17 protein-coding genes are annotated in these 18,169 nt (G+C 71.5%); 11 read left to right on the top strand and 6 right to left on the bottom strand.

What is annotated here, in order from left to right; all coding sequences use genetic code 11:
* Positions 1-8 precede the first annotated feature (8 nt).
* From ACZ4Z2_RS03745 to galU, 4 genes are all read right to left on the bottom strand, one after another.
* The gene (locus ACZ4Z2_RS03745) at positions 9-635 is read right to left on the bottom strand and encodes a MogA/MoaB family molybdenum cofactor biosynthesis protein (RefSeq protein ID WP_468071987.1); all 627 of its coding nucleotides are present in this window, start codon (positions 633-635) and stop codon (positions 9-11) included.
* Entirely contained in the window at positions 632-1,114 is a 483-nt protein-coding gene (moaC, locus tag ACZ4Z2_RS03740) for a cyclic pyranopterin monophosphate synthase MoaC (protein WP_468071985.1), read from the bottom strand. Before moaC ends, ACZ4Z2_RS03745 begins: the two co-directional genes overlap by 4 nt.
* 130 nt (positions 1,115-1,244) lie before the next feature.
* Positions 1,245-2,567 (bottom strand): molybdotransferase-like divisome protein Glp, encoded by a 1,323-nt coding sequence (gene glp / locus ACZ4Z2_RS03735; RefSeq protein WP_468071983.1) that lies wholly within the window; start codon positions 2,565-2,567, stop codon positions 1,245-1,247.
* A 5-nt stretch (positions 2,568-2,572) separates the two neighbouring features.
* Entirely contained in the window at positions 2,573-3,475 is a 903-nt protein-coding gene (galU, locus tag ACZ4Z2_RS03730) for a UTP--glucose-1-phosphate uridylyltransferase GalU (RefSeq protein ID WP_468071981.1), read from the bottom strand.
* Positions 3,476-3,577: 102 nt separating this feature from the next.
* Between galU and ACZ4Z2_RS03725 the strand changes: the two genes are divergently transcribed.
* Positions 3,578-4,186 carry a 5-formyltetrahydrofolate cyclo-ligase gene (locus tag ACZ4Z2_RS03725; RefSeq protein ID WP_468071979.1) on the top strand — a complete coding sequence of 203 codons (609 nt, stop codon included), beginning with the start codon at positions 3,578-3,580 and terminating at the stop codon, positions 4,184-4,186.
* A gap of 67 nt (positions 4,187-4,253) precedes the next feature.
* Here ACZ4Z2_RS03725 and ACZ4Z2_RS03720 read toward each other — a convergent pair whose 3' ends face one another.
* On the bottom strand, positions 4,254-7,076 hold the full coding sequence (locus ACZ4Z2_RS03720; protein ID WP_468071977.1) for a penicillin acylase family protein: 2,823 nt from the start codon (positions 7,074-7,076) through the stop codon (positions 4,254-4,256).
* Between the two features lie 233 nt (positions 7,077-7,309).
* Here ACZ4Z2_RS03720 and ACZ4Z2_RS03715 point away from each other — a divergent pair, with 233 nt between their 5' ends.
* From ACZ4Z2_RS03715 to mscL, 6 genes are all read left to right on the top strand, one after another.
* Positions 7,310-8,950, top strand: coding sequence for a potassium/proton antiporter (locus ACZ4Z2_RS03715; RefSeq protein WP_468071975.1), 1,641 nt, complete (start codon positions 7,310-7,312; stop codon positions 8,948-8,950).
* Positions 8,951-9,226: 276 nt separating this feature from the next.
* Entirely contained in the window at positions 9,227-10,498 is a 1,272-nt protein-coding gene (locus tag ACZ4Z2_RS03710) for an MFS transporter (RefSeq protein ID WP_468071973.1), read from the top strand.
* Positions 10,499-10,567: 69 nt separating this feature from the next.
* The gene (locus ACZ4Z2_RS03705; protein WP_468071971.1) at positions 10,568-10,891 is read left to right on the top strand and encodes an FmdB family zinc ribbon protein; all 324 of its coding nucleotides are present in this window, start codon (positions 10,568-10,570) and stop codon (positions 10,889-10,891) included.
* A gap of 98 nt (positions 10,892-10,989) precedes the next feature.
* Positions 10,990-11,880: an S-methyl-5'-thioadenosine phosphorylase gene (locus ACZ4Z2_RS03700; RefSeq protein WP_468071970.1), complete on the top strand. Its 891-nt coding sequence runs from the start codon at positions 10,990-10,992 to the stop codon at positions 11,878-11,880.
* Positions 11,881-12,282: 402 nt separating this feature from the next.
* Positions 12,283-12,867, top strand: coding sequence for a hypothetical protein (locus ACZ4Z2_RS03695; protein ID WP_468071968.1), 585 nt, complete (start codon positions 12,283-12,285; stop codon positions 12,865-12,867).
* A 123-nt stretch (positions 12,868-12,990) separates the two neighbouring features.
* Entirely contained in the window at positions 12,991-13,467 is a 477-nt protein-coding gene (gene mscL, locus ACZ4Z2_RS03690) for a large conductance mechanosensitive channel protein MscL (protein WP_468071966.1), read from the top strand.
* Between the two features lie 31 nt (positions 13,468-13,498).
* Here the strand turns inward: mscL and ACZ4Z2_RS03685 are convergent, their stop codons facing one another.
* The gene (locus ACZ4Z2_RS03685; protein WP_468071964.1) at positions 13,499-13,681 is read right to left on the bottom strand and encodes a hypothetical protein; all 183 of its coding nucleotides are present in this window, start codon (positions 13,679-13,681) and stop codon (positions 13,499-13,501) included.
* Between the two features lie 136 nt (positions 13,682-13,817).
* Here ACZ4Z2_RS03685 and ACZ4Z2_RS03680 point away from each other — a divergent pair, with 136 nt between their 5' ends.
* From ACZ4Z2_RS03680 to ACZ4Z2_RS03665, 4 genes are all read left to right on the top strand, one after another.
* Positions 13,818-15,107, top strand: a complete 1,290-nt coding sequence (locus ACZ4Z2_RS03680; RefSeq protein WP_468071963.1) for a low temperature requirement protein A — start codon at positions 13,818-13,820, stop codon at positions 15,105-15,107.
* Positions 15,108-15,179: 72 nt separating this feature from the next.
* The gene (locus ACZ4Z2_RS03675; protein ID WP_468071961.1) at positions 15,180-16,256 is read left to right on the top strand and encodes a P1 family peptidase; all 1,077 of its coding nucleotides are present in this window, start codon (positions 15,180-15,182) and stop codon (positions 16,254-16,256) included.
* 89 nt (positions 16,257-16,345) lie between these two features.
* Positions 16,346-16,756 carry a hypothetical protein gene (locus ACZ4Z2_RS03670; protein WP_468071959.1) on the top strand — a complete coding sequence of 137 codons (411 nt, stop codon included), beginning with the start codon at positions 16,346-16,348 and terminating at the stop codon, positions 16,754-16,756.
* Positions 16,757-16,913: 157 nt separating this feature from the next.
* Positions 16,914-18,134, top strand: a complete 1,221-nt coding sequence (locus tag ACZ4Z2_RS03665) for a L,D-transpeptidase (protein WP_468071957.1) — start codon at positions 16,914-16,916, stop codon at positions 18,132-18,134.
* The last annotated feature ends 35 nt before the right edge of the window (positions 18,135-18,169 follow it).

Below are 18,169 nucleotides of genomic sequence, written 5' to 3'. Positions count from 1 at the left end.
TGGGCTGTTCAGCTCGCACCCCCACGGGGTCCGGCGGGCCGCCCGTGGTCCTCGGCCGCGAGGGCGGTGGGGGCGTCCCCGTCGCCGGCCGGCCTCGGGTGGTCCCCGCCACGGATCTGGTCGACTGCGTGGGTCAGCAGCGGTTCCAGGACGGCCAGACCGTCCCGTACGCCGCCCGTGGAACCCGGCAGGTTCACGATCAGGGTGCGGTCGGCGACACCGGCGAGGCCCCGGGAGAGCGCTGCGGTGGGCACCTTGTCCCGGCCGTGGGCGCGGATCGCCTCGGGGATGCCGGGCACCTCGTGGTCGAGGACCGCGCGGGTGGCCTCGGGGGTGCGGTCGGTGGGCGAGAGGCCCGTGCCGCCGGTCGTCACGATGACGTCGTACCCGGCGTCCACGCCCGCGCGCAGCGCCGCCTCCACGGGGTCCCCGTCGGGCACGACCTGCGGCCCCTCCACGGCGAACCCGAACCGGGCCAGCCCTTCGGCGATCAGCGGTCCGCCCTTGTCCTCGTAGACCCCGGCGGAGGCCCGGTTGGAGGCGGTCACGACGAGCGCGCGGTACGGGGCGGGAGGGCCCCCGGCGGAGGCGGAGGCCGAGGCGGGGCCCGACGCCGGGTGCGGGGTGTCGCTCATGACCGGCTCCAGTCGCCCGACTTGCCGCCCGTCTTCTCCTCGACGCGCACGTCCGTGATGACCGCCCCCTTGTCGACGGCCTTGACCATGTCGATCACGGTGAGCGCGGCCACGGAGACGGCGGTGAGGGCCTCCATCTCGACGCCCGTGCGGTCCGTTGTCTTCACGGTGGCCAGGATCTCGACGGCGTCGTCCGCGACCGACAGATCGAGCTCGACCCCGGACACGGACAACGGGTGGCAGAGCGGGATGAGGTCGGGCGTGCGCTTGGCGCCCATGATCCCGGCGATACGGGCGGTGGCGAGGGCGTCGCCCTTGGGGACGCCCTCGCCACGCAGCAGTTCGACCACCTTCGGCGAGACCAGGACCCGGCCGCTGGCGCGGGCGGTGCGCGCGGTCACGTCCTTCCCGGAGACGTCGACCATGCGTGCGGCGCCCGCCTCGTCGATGTGGGTCAGTCGGTCCTGCGGCGTACTCATCGTGGTGTGGCGCTCCCGGTCGGGGCCCGTCGCGGTGCGGCGCGCGGCCTGTTGTGCGCGACACGGTACGCCACCCCCGGCGGTTCGGCCGAGCAGGACCGCTGGGGCCGCGGATCGCCTCCGCGGGACCTCAGCCCAGCAGGACGACCTCGACCTCCGTGCCGGGCTCGACGGACTCGGTGTCCTCGGGGACCACGATCAGCGCGTCGGCCTGCGCCAGGGCCGCGACCAGGTGCGATCCGGCGCCCCCGACGGGGGTGACCTGTCCCTCGGCGTACGTGCCGCGCAGGAACTGCCGGCGCCCGGCGGGCGAGGTCAGCGCCTTGGGTGCCCGGAGGGTCGCCGTGGTGGTCGGACGGTGCACGTCCTCCAGGCCCATCAGGGTGCGGATGGCGGGCCGCACGAACAGTTCGAAGGAGACGTACGACGACACCGGGTTGCCCGGGAGGGCCAGCAGCGGGGTGTGGTCGGGGCCGATGGTGCCGAAGCCCTGGGGCTTGCCGGGCTGCATGGCGAGCTTGCGGAACTCGATGCCGGCGCCCTCCTCGTCCTCGTCGGCGACGGACTCCAGGGCCTCCTTGACGACGTCGTACGCCCCGACGCTGACCCCGCCGGTGGTGACCACGAGGTCGGCGCGGACGAGCTGGTCGTCGATGGTGGAGCGGAGGGTCTCGGCGTCGTCGGCGACGGCGCCGACGCGGTAGGCGATCGCGCCGGCGTCGCGGGCGGCTGCGGTGAGGGCGAAGCTGTTGGAGTCGTAGATCTGGCCGGTGCCCAACTGCCCGCCCGGGGGGATCAGTTCGCTGCCGGTGGAGATCACCACCACGCGCGGGCGCGGGCGTACACGTACCGACGCCCGGCCGATGGCGGCCAGCAGTCCGAGCTGCGGAGGGCCGAGGACGGTGCCCGCGGCTAGGGCGCGCTCCCCGGCCTTCACGTCGCTGCCCTTCGCGCGTACGTGCGCGCGCGCCTCGGCGGCGCGGTGGACGGCGACCTGGCCGGTGGCGTCGTCGGGGCTCGCGCCGCGGGCGCGCATCCCCGAGACGGGGCCCTCGCCGAGGCCGCCGTCGGTCCACTCCACGGGGACGACGGTCTCGGCGCCGGGCGGCAGGGGGGCGCCGGTCATGATGCGGGCGGCCTCGCCGGGCCCCACATGGGGCTGCTCGGCCGCGCCCGCCGCCACGTCCCCGACGACCGTGAGCACGGCCGGGAACTCCTCGCTCGCGCCCGCGATGTCCGCGACCCGCACCGCGTACCCGTCCATGGAGCTGTTGTCGAACGGCGGCAGCGACACCGGCACCGTGACGTCCTCGACCAGGACGCAGCCCTGGGCGTCGAGGAGCTGCAGCTCGATGGGTTCCAGGGGGCGGACGGTGGCGAGGACGTCCTCCAGGTGTTCGGTCACCGACCACAGGTGGTCCCGGCCGGTGGCGCGGGTCGCGGCGCTGCTCAAAGTGGCTACATCTCCTCGGCTACGAAACTACGAAGCCAGGTCCGGAAGTCCGGGCCCAGGTCTTCACGTTCGCACGCGAGTCTGACAATGGCACGCAGATAGTCGCCACGGTCGCCGGTGTCATAGCGGCGGCCCTTGAAGACCACGCCGTGCACGGGCCCGCCGACCTTCTCGTCCGCGGCGAGCTGCTGGAGGGCGTCGGTGAGCTGGATCTCGCCACCGCGGCCGGGCTCCGTCTTGCGCAGGACGTCGAAGATCTGCGGGGCGAGGACATAGCGGCCGATGATCGCGTAGTTCGACGGGGCGTCGGCCGGGTCGGGCTTCTCGACCAGGCCCGTCACCTTGACGACGTCGCCCTCGTCGGTGCCCTCGACGGCGGCGCAGCCGTAGAGGTGGATCTGCTCGGGGGCGACCTCCATGAGCGCGACGACGCTGCCGCCGTGCTGTTCCTGGGTCTCGACCATGCGCTGGAGGAGGGGGTCACGGGGGTCGATCAGGTCGTCGCCGAGGAGGACCGCGAAGGGCTCGTTGCCGACGTGGGGGGCGGCGCACAGGACGGCGTGGCCGAGGCCCTTGGGGTCGCCCTGGCGGACGTAGTGGATGGTCGCGAGGTCGCTGGACTCCTGGACCTTGGCGAGCTTGCTGCCGTCGCCCTTCCTCTCCAGGGCCGACTCGAGCTCGTGGTTGCGGTCGAAGTGGTCCTCGAGGGGGCGCTTGTTGCGGCCGGTGATCATCAGTACGTCGTCGAGCCCTGCTGCCGCGGCCTCTTCGACCACGTACTGGATCGCCGGCTTGTCCACGACCGGCAGCATCTCCTTCGGAGTGGCTTTGGTGGCGGGAAGAAAGCGAGTACCGAGACCCGCGGCGGGAATGACAGCCTTACTGATCCTGGGGTTCGCCTCAGTCATGTCCGCAACCATATCCGGTGCCTTTAGGAAGATTCTGTGGCTCCGGTTAATTCGCTCTCATATGAGCAGATTAGAAGGGTACTGGGGCAACCTGTGAGTCAGATGGGTCGCGAAGCGGAGCCTCCCAAGCGAACGTTGCGCAGAGAGCTCCTCGCGGTGAGGAACGGGTTGACGGACGATGACGTCAGGAAAACGGCCCAGGCCCTGGCCGGTCGGGCCCTCGACCTGCCCGAGCTGGCGCACGCGCGCACGGTCGCGGCGTATGTCTCCGTAGGGCGCGAACCCGGCACCCTCGCGCTCCTCGACGCGCTCCGCGCACGCGGGGCGCGCGTCCTGCTTCCGGCCCTTCTGCCGGACAACGACCTCGACTGGGGCGTGTACGAGGGCGAGGGCTCCCTCGCGCGCGTGCGGCACGGCGGCGGTCGCATGGCCCTCCTGGAGCCCACCGGCGAGCACCTCGGCCCCGACGCCGTGACCACCGCCGACGTGGTCCTCCTGCCCGGGCTCGCGGTGGACGCGCGCGGGATGCGGCTGGGCAGGGGCGGCGGCTCCTACGACCGTGTCCTCGCCCGACTGGAGCGCGCGGGGGCCGACCCGGCGCTGGTGGTGCTGCTGTACGACACGGAGGTCGTGGACCGGGTCCCGGAGGAGCCCCACGACCGCCCGGTGCACGCGGCGGTGACCCCTTCGGGGGTGCGCCGCTTCCGATGACCTGACATGAAGAAGCGGCCCCCACGCGTGCGTGGGGGCCGCTCTTCTGTTCCGCTCGGTCAGCCGGTCACGGCTTCAGCAGCAGCGTGTCGCTCGTGCTTCCCTGGACGGCCTTGTCCGAGAAGGACCAGGTGAGCAGTTCGCCCTTGACCCACTTGCCGGTCTGGTCGGTGTAGTGCGCGTTGTACGCGTGCCCGGACGCGCCGGTGAGGTTGATCCACTTGGACTTGTCGAGGTTCCCGAGGTTCACGATCATCCGCATCGACGGCACCCACACGACCTCGTAGCCGCCCGCCGCGTTCCAGCCGGTGGCGTTGACCGTGGCCTCGCCGCCGCCGAGCTTCCAGGGGCCGCGGTTGAGCATGTACTTCAGGAAGCCGGGGCCTTCGGTGCCGAGCGTCTGGTTCTTCAGGAACAGCCGGTGCAGCCGGCCCCAGCTCCAGGTGTCGATGTCCTTGCCGAGCTTGGCGGTCAGCTCCCAGCGGGCGTCGCGCATGGCCCGCGCGAACAGCTCGTCGCGGGTGTCGGCGGCGTCCTGGTTGCGCAGCTTCGGCGTGGACCACCAGTCGTTGTCCTGGTCGTCGATGATCCGGCGGACCACCTCGAACCAGCGGTCGCCGCCGTCCGGCTGCGCCTGGTCGGCGTCGCGCCTGCCGCACTCGCGGACCCGGCGGTCCTCGTCGGCGGGCCCGGTACTGTCGACCGGCTCGACCGACAGGCACTGGCCCTTGACCCGCAGCTCCTTGGGCAGCTTGTTGCCGAAGGCGAGCTTGAGGATGTTGCGCCAGACCGAGTTGAAGTACGCGGCGGCCGCCGAGTCGGCGTCCTGGGTGTAGTCCCAGCCCTCCAGGAGCTTCTGCGCCTCGCGGACGTGCTTGTCCTTGACGTCGATCTTCAGCAGCAGCGGCACCAGCAGCTTGGCGATCTCGCTGCTGTTGTCCATCTGCATCTGGCGCATGTCCTCGGTGGAGATCTTCCCGCCGCCCTTGATCTTCGACTCGATCAGGCTGGTGATGCGCTGCGCGCGCGTGCCGTAGCCCCAGTCGGTGGTGAGGGTGTAGGGGTACTTCTTGTCGACGACGGCCTGGTTGGCGGTGACGATGTAGCCGCGCTTCGGGTCGTACTCGTAGGGCAGTTCGTCCTGGTCGATGTAGCCGTTCCAGCGGTACCTCGTGTCCCAGCCCGGCGCGGGGATCGAGCCGTCGCCCTTGCCGCGGGTGGGGATCTTGCCGGGCAGCTGGTAGCCGATGTGGCCCTTGGTGTCGGCGTAGATCAGGTTCTGCGAGGGCACGTCGAACAGGGCGGCGGCCTTGCGGAAGCCGTTCCAGTCGGCGGCCTTGTTCATGGCGAAGACGGCGTCCATGGTGGTGCCGGGCTCCAGCGCGGTCCAGCGCAGGGCGATGCCGTAGCCGTCACCGCGGTCCGGGGCGTCCCGGTCGACGGTGGCCTTCTTGCCGACCTGGACGAGTTCGCTGCTGCGGTCGGACAGCAGGGGCCCGTTGTTGGTGGTGCGGACGACGATCTTCTTGTCGGAGCCGCCGGCGACCTGGATGGTCTCCTCGCGGGACTCGAAGGGCAGCACCTTGCTGCCGTACTGGTAGCCGTCGCCGGTGAGCTTCTCCAGGTACAGGTCGGTGACGTCGACGCCGGAGTTGGTCATGCCCCAGGAGATGTCCCGGTTGTGGCCGATGACCACGCCGGGCATCCCGGCGAAGGTGTAGCCGGCGACGTCGTACTGGCACTTCTGCGAGACCGACTTGCAGTGCAGGCCCATCTGGTACCAGACGGACGGCAGCGAGGCCGACAGGTGCGGGTCGTTGGCGAGCAGCGGCTTGCCGGTGATGGTGTGGCTGCCGGCGACGACCCAGGAGTTGGAGCCGATGCCGTTGCCGTTCACGCCGACGGCCTCGGGCAGGTCCTCCAGGACCTCGTAGAGGCCCGTCAGCTGGGTCTGGACGGCCGAGGAGCCGGAGGACGTGCCCGCGGAGGTGCCCGCGGTGCCGGTGCCCGTGCCGCCCGTGCCACCGGCGCCCGTGCCTGTGCCGGTGCCCGTGCCGCCCGTGCCCTGCGTGGCGCCACCGGCGTTCTGCGAGGTCCCCGAGCCGTCGGTCCAGGTCTTGGTGAGCTCGTCGTACGTGCCCTCCTGGACGATCGCCTTGTTGCGGTCGTACGGGTACTGCGGGTACAGGTCGGCGATCTGCTTGGGGCCGAGGCGGCTCGTCATCAGGGCGCGGTCGATCTCGTCCTGCATGTTGCCGCGCAGGTCCCAGGCCATGGCCTTCAGCCAGGCCAGGGAGTCGACCGGGGTCCACTGCTCGGGCTTGTAGTCGTTGGCGAAGCCGAGGGCCGCGTACTCCAGGGAGATCTCGTCCCCGTCCTTGCCGGCGAGGTAGGCGTTGACCCCCTTGGCGTACGCGTCGAGGTACTTCTTCGTCTCGGCCGAGATCGTGGACTTGTACTCCTCCTCGGCGACGCGGTGCCAGCCGAGGGTGCGCAGGAACTCGTCGTTGTCGACCTGGCCCTCGCCGAACATCTCCGAGAGGCGGCCGGCCGTCATGTGGCGGCGCACGTCCATCTCGTAGAACCGGTCCTGCGCCTGGACGTAGCCCTGCGCCATGAACAGGTCCTCGTCGGTGGAGGCGTAGATCTGCGGGATCCCGTAGCCGTCGCGTTTGACGTCGACCGGGCCGGACAGGCCCTCCAGGGTTATGGAGCCCTTGGTCTGCGGGAACGAGGCGCGGACCGTGCTGATGGACCAGAACGCCCCGAAGCCGACGCCGCCGATGAGGGCCAGGACCAGGACGATCAGCAGAAGGCGTACTTTGCGCCCCTTCTTCCTGCCGGACTTGCCGGACTGCTGGCCGGAGGAGGCGGTGGTGTTGGGGGGCATCGCTGTCCTTGCTGTCCTAACACGAGCGGCAGGTCGGGCTGTGCTTTGTACTGAACGCTGGAGCAACCATAGGCGCAGGGCCCGACACGACTTGACGCGGAGTCGGGAACTGGCGCAGACGGACGTTCGATCATGCACTCGGAAGCGTCAAGAAATCGTCAAGAGTTAGGTAAGGTAACGAAGTACTTGCACTGAAGTAACCCCGGCAGCACGGTTCCCGTGATCGGCTTCGTATGCCCTCACGCGCACGTGCCCGCTTCAGGTGCTCGGCAGCCCACCACCTGGAACCACGTGCGGTTCGGCGAGAAAGGTACGACCCTCTGACTGTCCATGACCTCAACCAGCTCCTGCTCGTCTGCTCGCTCGTCCTCCTGGTCGCCGTCGCCGCGGTCCGGATCTCGTCGCGCAGCGGGCTCCCCAGCCTGCTCGTCTACCTGGGCATCGGCATCGCCATGGGCCAGGACGGCATCGGGGACATCCACTTCGACAACGCCGAACTGACCCAGGTCATCGGCTACGCGGCCCTCGTCGTGATCCTCGCGGAGGGCGGCCTCGGCACGAAGTGGAAGGAGATCAAGCCGGCCCTGTCGGCCGCCAGCACACTGGCGCTGGTCGGGGTCGCGGTGAGCGTCGGGGTGACGGCGGCGGGCGCGCACTACCTGATCGGGCTGGAGTGGCGGCAGTCGCTCATCATCGGCGCGGTCGTGTCCTCCACGGACGCGGCGGCCGTCTTCTCCGTGCTGCGCAAGATCCCCCTCCCCGCGCGCGTGACGGGCACGCTGGAGGCCGAGTCCGGCTTCAACGACGCCCCGGTGGTCATCCTCGTCGCCGCGCTCTCCACGGCAGGACCGGTGGAGCACTGGTACGTACTGATCGGCACGATAGCCCTGGAGCTGGCGATCGGCGCCGCCATCGGCCTCGCGGTGGGCTGGCTCGGCTCGTGGGGCCTGCGGCACGTGGCCCTGCCCGCCTCCGGTCTCTACCCGATCGCCGTCATGGCCATCGCCGTAGCCGCCTACGCGGCCGGCGCGCTCGCCCACGGCAGCGGCTTCCTCGCCGTCTACCTGGCCGCCATGGTGCTCGGCAACTCCAAGCTGCCGCACTGGCCCGCCACCCGAGGCTTCGCCGAGGGCGTCGGCTGGATCGCCCAGATCGGGATGTTCGTCCTGCTCGGCCTGCTCGTCACCCCGCACGAGATGGTCGACGACATCTGGCCCGCGCTCGTCATCGGCCTGGTGCTCACCATGGTGGCGCGTCCGCTCAGCGTCGTCGTCGCCCTGGTGCCGTTCCGGGTGCCCTGGCGGGAGCAGGCACTGCTGTCATGGGCCGGGCTGCGCGGCGCTGTGCCCATCATCCTGGCGACCATCCCCATGGTGAACGGCGTCGAGGGCAGCCGCCGGATATTCAACATCGTCTTCGTGCTGGTCGTGGTCTACACCCTGGTCCAGGGCCCGACCCTGCCCTGGCTGGCCCGCAAGCTGCGGCTCGGCGGCAGCGGTGACGAGGCCGCCGACCTCGGCATCGAGTCGGCGCCCCTGGAGCGGCTGCGCGGCCACCTGCTGTCGGTCGCCATCCCGGAGAAGTCCCGGATGCACGGCGTCGAGGTCAACGAGCTGCGGCTGCCCAAGGGCTCGGCCGTCACCCTCGTCGTCCGCGACGGCACGTCCTTCGTGCCGCTGCCGTCCACGGTGCTGCGCCGCGGGGACGAGCTCCTCGTCGTCGCCACCGACCCCGTCCGCGACAGCGCGGAGCGCCGCCTGCGGGCCGTGGGCCAGGGCGGCAAGCTGGCCGGATGGCTGGGCACGGGAAACGGCAACGGCAACGGCAACGCCGGTGGCGGCGGCGGCCGATCCGGTCGCTCGACGGGGCGTTGAGAACAGATTTCGAACCGTTCACACCGTCCTGATTCGGAGGTCCGGCCGCCGAAAGTGCTCATTTTCACAGGTGAGCCGCCGGTTCGCCCTGTACGATGAAGGCGCACTTGATCGGACCAACTCTGCCTGACGCAGAGCTGGCGCGACCGTATGGCGGCCGGATCGCCCCCTTCCGTGGGCGTCGGCATCTACCGCAGTAGCGCAAGAGGACAGCTCTCGGCGCCCGGCCCCCGCGACCTGGGGGCCGCGCTACCAGGCGGCGGAAAGGCACGGGCCGTGGCATCCACGGTCACCTCGAAGACGTCCCGCCCGGGATACGGGCAGCTGCTGCGCACCCGCGGCGCCTGGACGTTTCTCCTCCCCGGCTTCGCGGCACGCCAGCCGTTCGCGATGCTGACCCTCTCCATCGTGCTGCTGGTGCAGCACACCACCGGTTCGTACGGGGCGGCGGGCGCCGTCGCCGCCGTGACCGGTGTCTCCATGGCGCTGTTCGCCCCGTACAGCGGCCGGCTCGCCGACCGCTACGGCCAGCGCGCGGTCCTGCTTCCGGGCATCCTCGTCCACGGCGCGGCGGCCCTCTCCCTGACGGCGCTGGCGCTCGCCCACGCCCCCCTGTGGGCGCTGTTCGCGGCCGCCGTGCCGACCGGTGCCTCGGTGCCGCAGATCGGGCCCATGGTGCGGGCCCGCTGGGGCGTCAGGCTGGGGGACTCGCCCCTGATGTCCACGGCGGCGGCCTTCGAGTCCGTCACGGACGAGCTGACCTTCGTGCTCGGCCCGCTGCTGGCGACCGCGCTGTGCACGGCCGTGCACCCGGCCGCCGGTCTGGTCACCGAGGCCACGCTCACGCTGATCGGCGGACTGCTGTTCGCCGCGCAGCGGGGCACACAGCCCACGGTCGTACCCGCGTCCCACGCGCGCGTGGAGCACGTCTCCGCGCTGTCCGTCCCCGGTGTGCGCGTCCTGATCGTCGCCTTCCTGGGCATCGGTTCCGTCTTCGGAGGTATGCAGGTCTCGCTCGCCGCCTTCAGCGAGTCGATCGGCCAACCCGGCATGAACGGCGTCCTCTACGGCGTCTTCGCCGCCGGCAACATGCTCTCCGGCATCGTCTGCGGCGCGATCGCCTGGAAGGCGTCCCCCCGGCGACGCCTGATCGCCGGGTACGCCGCCCTCGCGCTCGTGGCCTCCGCCCTGTGGACCGCCGACTCGGTGATCCTGCTCGCCGCCCTGGGGCTCCTGGTCGGCATGTGCATCGCGCCCGCGCTGATCACCGGCTACACCCTCGTCGAGAGCCTGGTCCCGGCGGGCGCCCGCACGGAGGCGTTCACCTGGCTGACCGGCGCGGTCGCGCTCGGTCAGGCGGCCGCCGTCACGGCCGCCGGACAGCTGGAGGACCGGCTGTGGGGCGGCGCCGGGTTCCTGGTGCCGATGGCCGGTACGGCACTGGCACTGGTGACCCTGCTGGCGCTGCGGTCACGGCTGGTGGCACGGCCCCGGAGCCGTACCGTCGCACGTGTCGTCGGTCACCGAGTGCCGGTGACAGTGGACTGACGGCGGGGGAATAGGTCACTATGGACCGTCGTTAGCACTCATCGAGTGAGAGTGCCAGGAGGAAGACCAGTGCCGACGTACCAGTACCAGTGCACCGAATGCGGTGAGGGCCTCGAAGCGGTGCAGAAGTTCACCGACGACGCCCTGACCGAGTGCCCCAGCTGCAACGGCCGCCTCAAGAAGGTGTTCTCCGCGGTCGGCATCGTCTTCAAGGGCTCCGGCTTCTACCGCAACGACAGCCGCGGCTCGTCGTCGAGCAGCAGCCCGGCGTCGTCGAAGTCGTCGTCCTCCTCGGACTCGAAGGCCGCGTCCTCGACGTCGTCGTCCGACGCGAAGTCGTCGTCCTCCGGCTCGTCCTCGACCAGCAGCTCCAGCAGCACCTCCGCCGCGTAGTACGCGCGCGGTACTCGCGCGGTGCCTCCTTCCGGGCCCTGCCGTCGTTCGCCGACGGCAGGGTCTTCGGCGTCCCCCTGCCCGGTTAGGGTGCGGGCATGGCGAACACGGAGCAACTGGGTAACGCGGTGGCCACGTCGGCGGGAGAGCCGGGGTCCGGCCGAGCAGAGATCGGTGTCATCGGCGGGTCGGGGTTCTACTCCTTCCTCGACGACGTGACCGAGATACAGGTGGACACCCCCTACGGGCCGCCGAGCGACTCGCTCTTCCTCGGCGAGGTCGCCGGCCGCCGGGTCGCCTTCCTCCCGCGCCACGGCCGCGACCACCATCTGCCGCCGCACCGGATCAACTACCGCGCCAACCTGTGGGCGCTGCGGTCGGTGGGGGCGCGCCAGGTGCTCGGCCCGTGCGCGGTGGGCGGGCTGCGCCCCGACTACGGGCCCGGCACGCTCCTGGTGCCGGACCAGCTGGTGGACCGCACGAAGTCCCGGGAGCAGACCTACTTCGACGGCCTGCCCCGTCCCGACGGCACGATCCCGAACGTCGTCCACGTCTCGCTCGCCGACCCGTACTGCCCCGCCGGGCGCAAGGCGGCCCTCGAAGCGGCCCGCGGCCGTGACTGGGAGCCGGTGGACGGCGGCACGCTCGTCGTCGTCGAGGGCCCCCGCTTCTCCACCCGCGCCGAGTCCCTCTGGCACCAGGCCCAGGGCTGGTCCGTCGTCGGCATGACCGGCCACCCCGAGGCGATCCTCGCCCGCGAGCTGGAGCTCTGCTACACGTCCCTGACCCTCGTCACCGACCTCGACGCCGGCGCCGAGACCGGCGAGGGCGTCTCCCACGAGGAGGTCCTGGAGGTCTTCGCCGCGAACATCGACCGCCTCCGCGGCGTCCTCTTCGACACGATCACCGCACTGCCGCCGACCGACACGCGCGACTGCCTGTGCACGACGGGGCTGGGCGGAATGGACCCCGGGTTCGAGCTGCCGTGACGGGGGTGGCGGGGGCCGGGGGCGCGGCTGGGGTTGGGGGGACGGCTGTCGGCTGGGGTTGGGGGGCTGTCGGCTGGGGTTGGGGGGACGGCTGGGGTTGGGGGCGCGGGCTGTGATCGGGGCGCTGGCTGAAGACTGGCGCGCGGGTCGAAGACCGGGGCGGGTCGAAGACCGGAGCGGGTCGAAGACCGGGGCGGGTCGAAGTCCGATCGGGTTGGAGACCGGGGCGGGGGCTGAAGCTGGGGCGCGGCTGAGGTTGAAGGCGAGGGGGCGCTGTTGGAACGCCTCGTTCGGGTGACGGGGTTTTCCACAGGCGGTGGATGATCCACAGGCTCCGGCGGGCTCGGCGGCGAAGCCTCATCGTGGGACCGCAAGCCGATCCCACACAGCAGGTGGTGCCCCATGTCCCTCCCTTCGTCCACGTACTCCTCCGCGCACTCGCCCCGCTCGGCCTCGGTGGGGGTTCCCTCCTGGGCCGCCGGGCCGCCCGGCACCGACGCGCCGCCCACCTGCGAGGTCCCGCACTTCGCCCCGCTGCGGGTGCCCGGCGGCGCCCAGCGGCTGCGGCGCCTCGCCCGGTGCCGGCGGCGAGCCGTGGCGGCCGGCCTGGCGGTGACCGCCGCCGCCCTGCTGGCGACCGGAGCCGGACCGAGGGAGGCGGAACGCGTCAGGGGGCACCCGGTGGCCGACCCCGTCCCCGAGCGGCGGACCACCACCGGCACGGTCACCGCACCGGTACGCATCGCCGACGGCGCGACAGTACGGCTGCTGCGCCCCGGCGACCGCGTCGACGTGATCGCCGCGGAGGAGTCCGCCACCGGCCGCGCCGACGCCCGGGTGGTCGCGCGGGGCGCCCGCGTCACCAAGGTTCCGGCGGCGAGCGCCACGGAGAGCGGCGCCCTGATCGTTCTGTCCGTGCCCCGCTCCACGGCGGCCCGCCTGGCCGGTGCGGGCGCGACCTCCCGCCTGGCGGTGACCCTGTGGTGAGGCACCCGGATCCTGCTCTCAGGTCAAGTCCCTCGTTGGTGGGACCCCATGGGACAGTCGGAGTGGGCGCTGGCGTAGGTTGCGGAGTCGTTTGCTCCACAACCAGCGCAGAGAGGCCCCGTGGTGAGCGAGAAGAAGGAGCCGAGCGTCTGGGAGGGCTTCAAGGCCTTCCTGATGCGGGGGAACGTCGTCGACCTGGCCGTCGCCGTGGTCATCGGCGCGGCCTTCACGAACATCGTCAACTCCGTGGTGAAGGGCATCATCAACCCCTTGGTGGGGGCGTTCGGCACCAAGAACCTCGACAGCTACGCCAGCTGTCTGAAGGCCCCTTGTGTGGTCGCCAAGGACGGCACCGTGACGAGCGGCATCCAGATCGCCTGGGGTTCGGTGCTCGGTGCCACGCTGACCTTCGTCATCACCGCGGCCGTCGTCTACTTCCTGATGGTCCTGCCCATGGCCAAGTACCTGGCCCGGCAGGAGGCCCGCCGGAAGGCGAAGGAGGGCACCCACGAGGTCATCGAGGTGACGGAGCTGGAGGTCCTCAAGGAGATCCGCGACGCCCTGGTGGCGCAGCGCGGCTCGGGCCACGACCGCGAGTGACCCCACGGGCGGCGGCGTCCGCCCGGCGGTGTCAGAGGTGGTGGGGCGGCTTCTCGTCGAGGAACCGCTTGAGGTCGGCCGCGCTGTCGCCGCCGTCGCCGGGCCGCTCGCCCCAGCCGTGGTCCGTGTCGTCGGACGAGGGCCGGCTGAGCGGGTCGTCGAAGACCAGCGCGGCCTTGGGGTCACGCGGTTCGGGGGCGGGAGCGTTACTCATGCCTCCAGGGTACGGGCGCGGGGGTGAACAGCCCCAGGGCAGTCCCCCGACCTCTGGGCGCACTCTCCCGGCCCGCACACGCACTCATGAACATCCGAGCGAGAATTCCCCCGGGTTTTCTGGTGTGCTTGGCGCCATGACGTCCAGTTCCACGCCCGCGACGCCCCCAGCGCGGGAACCCGGCCCCGGCCCCGGCTCTGCCCCGGCCCCGGCATCCGTCTCCCCCGCCGGGACCGGCCGGCCCCCGTTGCGCCGGCTCGTCGCCCGGGGGCGCGGGGAGGAGCACCGCGTCGCGTCACCGCTGGAGCTCTTCTTCGACCTGTGCTTCGTCGTCGCAGTCGCCCAGGCGGGCGTCCAACTGGTGCACGCCGTCGCCGAGGCGCATGTGACCGAGGGCATCGTCGACTACGCGATGGTGTTCTTCGCGATCTGGTGGGCCTGGATGAACTTCACCTGGTTCGCCTCGGCGTACGACAACGACGACGTGCTCTACCGGGTCGTGACCCTCGTCCAGATATTCGGTGTGCTGGTGCTCGCCGCGGGGATCGCCCGAGCCTTCGAGGACCACGACTTCCTGCTGGTCTGGCTCGGTTACGCGATCATGCGGCTGGCGATGACCGCGCAGTGGCTGCGGGTGGCCCGGTCGGCGGAGGGCGGCGAACGGGTCATGGCCCTGCGGTACGCGGCCGGCGTGGCGCTGTGCCAGGTCGGCTGGCTGGGTCTGCTCGTCCTGCCGGAACCGGCCAGACCGTGGCTGTTCCTGGGGATGGCGGTCGTGGAGCTGTGCGTCCCGGTGTACGCGGAGAAGGACTTCAGCACGTCCTGGCATCCGCATCACATCGCCGAGCGGTACGGCCTGTTCACCATCATCGTGCTCGGCGAGACGATCCTGGCCGCCACGGTCGCCGTGAAGTCGGCCGCGGACGAGAACGACGCGCTGGGCGAGCTGCTGCCGATCGCCCTGGGCGGGCTGCTGATCGTGTTCTCCGCGTGGTGGATCTACTTCACGGTGCCGATCCACGGCCATCTGCGCTCCAACAAGGAGAGCTTCCTGTGGGGTTACGGCCACTATCTGATCTTCGCGTCGGCGGCCGCGATCGGCGCCGGTCTGGAGGTCGCGGTGGAGGAGGCGGTCCACAAGGCGCACCTCTCGACGCCGGCGGCGGCCGCCGCGGTGACGCTGCCGACGGCGCTGTACCTCCTCTCGGTGTGGGCGCTGCACGCCCGCCACTCCAAGGTGGGCAGAGCCCAGCAGGCCGTGCTGCCGCTGGCCGCGCTGGCGGTGGTGCTGTGCACGTTCCTGGGTCGCTGGGCGGTCCTGGCGGCGGGGCTCGTGGCGGCCGGGACGGTGGCGATCGGAGTGACTCTCAGCGCACGCGCGGCCGGTGCGGAGGGGGCGAGGACGGCCGCGCCGGACCGGCGGTGAGGACACCCGAGCCACGGCCGGGCCGCACGGCCACCGACGATCCCGCGCCCCTGGTTGCGGACGAGGACACGCATGACATCTGAGACCCCTGGCATACACCGCACCGGCGACCGCCCCCGTCCCGTGGACGCCCTCACCGATGTGCTCGGGCTGCGGGTCGGGCACGCGACCCGGGCCGGTGGCGGGTGGCTGACCGGTACCACCGTCGTCCTGGCTCCGGAGGGCGGGGCGGTGGCGGCCGTGGATGTGCGCGGTGGCGGGCCCGGCACCAAGGAGACGGACGCGCTCGACCCGCGCAACCTGGTGCAGAAGGTCGAGGCGGTGGTGCTGACCGGCGGCAGCGCGTACGGGCTGGACTCGGCGTCGGGTGTGATGGCCTGGCTGGAGGAGCGTCGGCGCGGGGTGCGGGTCGGCCCCGATCCGGCGCATGTCGTGCCGGTCGTGCCGGCGGCCTGTGTCTTCGACCTGGGCCGGGGCGGCGACTTCCGGGCCAGACCGGACGCGGCGACCGGCCGGGCCGCGGTGGAGGCTGCGGCCGCGAGCGGGCTGGGTGCCCCGGTGGCGGAGGGGTGCGTGGGCGCCGGGACGGGGGCGACGGTCGGGCTGCTGAAGGGCGGTGTGGGCACCGCGAGCACCGTGCTCGGCTCGGGGATCACGGTGGCCGCGCTGGTGGTGGCCAATGCCGCGGGGTCGGTGATGGATCCGGAGACGGGGGTGTTGTACGGGGAGTTGTTCCAGGGGCGGGTGGTGTATCCGGCGGCGGAGGTGCACGAGGGGGCGCGCCGCAGGATCGCCGAGGCCGCGGCGAAGAGCCCGCCTCCCCCGCTGAACACGACGTTGGCGGTCGTCGCGACCGACGCCGAACTGACCCGCGCGCAGGCCCAGAAGCTGGCCGGCACGGCGCACGACGGCATCGCCCGCGCGGTGCGGCCCGTGCATCTGCTGAACGACGGCGACACGGTGCTCACCCTGGCCACCGGCGCCCGCCCGCTCGCCCCGGACTCCGGTCCACTCGCCCTGAACGAACTCCTGGCGGCGAGCGCGGACTTGGTGACGCGGGCGATCGTCCGGGCGGTGCGGGCGGCCGAGTCGGTGGATGGCCCGGGCGGGACGTGGCCGTCGTACGGGGAGTTGTACGGGAGCGAGTAGGCGTAGGGGGCGTCCGCGGGTGGGAGGTGGGAGCACCGTCGCGGAGGGCGGTCGGCCGGATTGGCAGTGGGGGTGGCCAGGTTGCGGCCATGAGTTGGGATGTCTACGTCTATCGGTTCCCGCCCGAGGCCGGGTCACCGGCCGACATCGAGGCCGGCTGGGAGCCGCCGGTCATCGGCACGGGGCGGGAGGTCCGGGCGGCCCTGGCCGGGGTGTTGCCGGGGATCACGTTCGGGGAGGACGGGTGGGGAGAGTACGAGGGACCGGGGTTCTCGCTCTCCACCACGACCACCGCAGCCGATGACACTCCGGTCACCGGCGTCGGGCTGATCTTCCACGGCGGTGGGGAGGGGGCGGTGCGCGCGGCGCTGGCGGTGACGGACGTGTTGGGGGCGAGGGCCGTCGAGACCGGGTCGGGGGGCTTTCTCACCGCGGAGTCGGGGCGGTCGTCGTTCGAGGCGTGGCGGGCGTACCGGGACAGGGTGGTGAGGGGAGCGTAGAGGTTCGCGTTCGCGCGGGAGGGTGATTGTCCCGGTTCTGTCACGTGATGCCGTGCGGGGCGGAAGTGGGGAACCCTCTCGGCCGCCGGTCGCTCTTTCTCCGCGTACGGGAGCGGATGACGTAGATCACGTGGACGCGTAGAAGGTGGAGCAGATCGTGACGAGGCCGAAGATTGCTGTGCGGCGTGTGATGGGGGCCTGTGCCGTGCTGGTGGCCGGCGCGCTGACCCTGACCGGCTGTGGCGGGGACGCCCAGGCCGACAACAAGGGCGGGGGCGACAAGAAGACGTCGGCCGAGGACTCGGCGGCGCGGATCACGATCTCGGCGAAGGACGGTTCGACGGGCGCGTCGATCAACTCGACCGGTGTGAAGGTCAGCGGCGGCAAGCTGACCGAGGTGAAGATGACCGCGACGGAGGCCGGCACGGAGGTTCCGGGCGAGATCGCGGCCGACGGGCGTTCATGGAAGCCGAAGGGGCAGTTGGAGCGGGGCACGAAGTACCAGATCTCCGCGACGGCGAAGAACGGGGCGGGGAAGACGTCGGCCGCCAACTCCATCTTCACGACCGTCTCGACCGCCAACAGCTTCATAGGCACCTACACGCCGGACAGCGGGACCACGGTCGGCGTGGGCATGCCGGTGTCGTTCACGTTCGACAAGGCGATCACGGACAAGAAGGCCGTGCAGTCGCACATCAAGGTGACGTCGAGCAGCGGGCAGGAGGTCGTCGGGCACTGGTTCGGGGCGCAGCGGCTCGACTTCCGGCCCGAGGAGTACTGGAAGGCCGGTTCCAAGGTCACGATGAAGATCGACCTGGACGGCGTCGAGGGCGCGAACGGGCTGTACGGGGTGCAGGACAAGACGGTGACCTTCACCGTCGGGCGCTCGCAGGTCTCCACGGTCGACGTCAACACCCAGACGATGAAGGTCGTTCGGGACGGCAAGACGATCAAGACCGTGCCGATCTCGGCAGGCAGCGCCGACAACCCGACGTACAACGGGCAGATGGTGATCTCGGAGAAGTTCAAGCAGACGCGGATGAACGGCTCGACGGTCGGCTTCGGCGGGGAGTACGACATCCCTGACGTGCCGCACGCGATGCGCCTGACCTCGTCGGGCACCTTCCTCCACGGCAACTACTGGTACAACCGGGGCAACCCGCCCTTCGGCCGGCAGGGCACCAGCCACGGCTGCGTCGGCCTGGCGGACGTCCGGGGCGCGAACGGCGACACGATCGCCAAGTGGTTCTTCGACAACTCGCTCACCGGTGACGTGGTGATCGTCAAGAACTCCCCCGACGACACGGTCGCGCCGGACAACGGCCTCAACGGCTGGAACATGTCGTGGAGCGACTGGAAGGCCGGAAGCGTCCTCTGACCTCGGAGTTCCGAGGCTCCGTCAGGGAGTTCGCC

Source organism: Streptomyces sp. NPDC030183, from assembly GCF_055573455.1.
The sequence above is the reverse complement of the archived record's forward strand: the minus strand, read 5'-3'. Positions and strand labels throughout refer to the sequence as shown.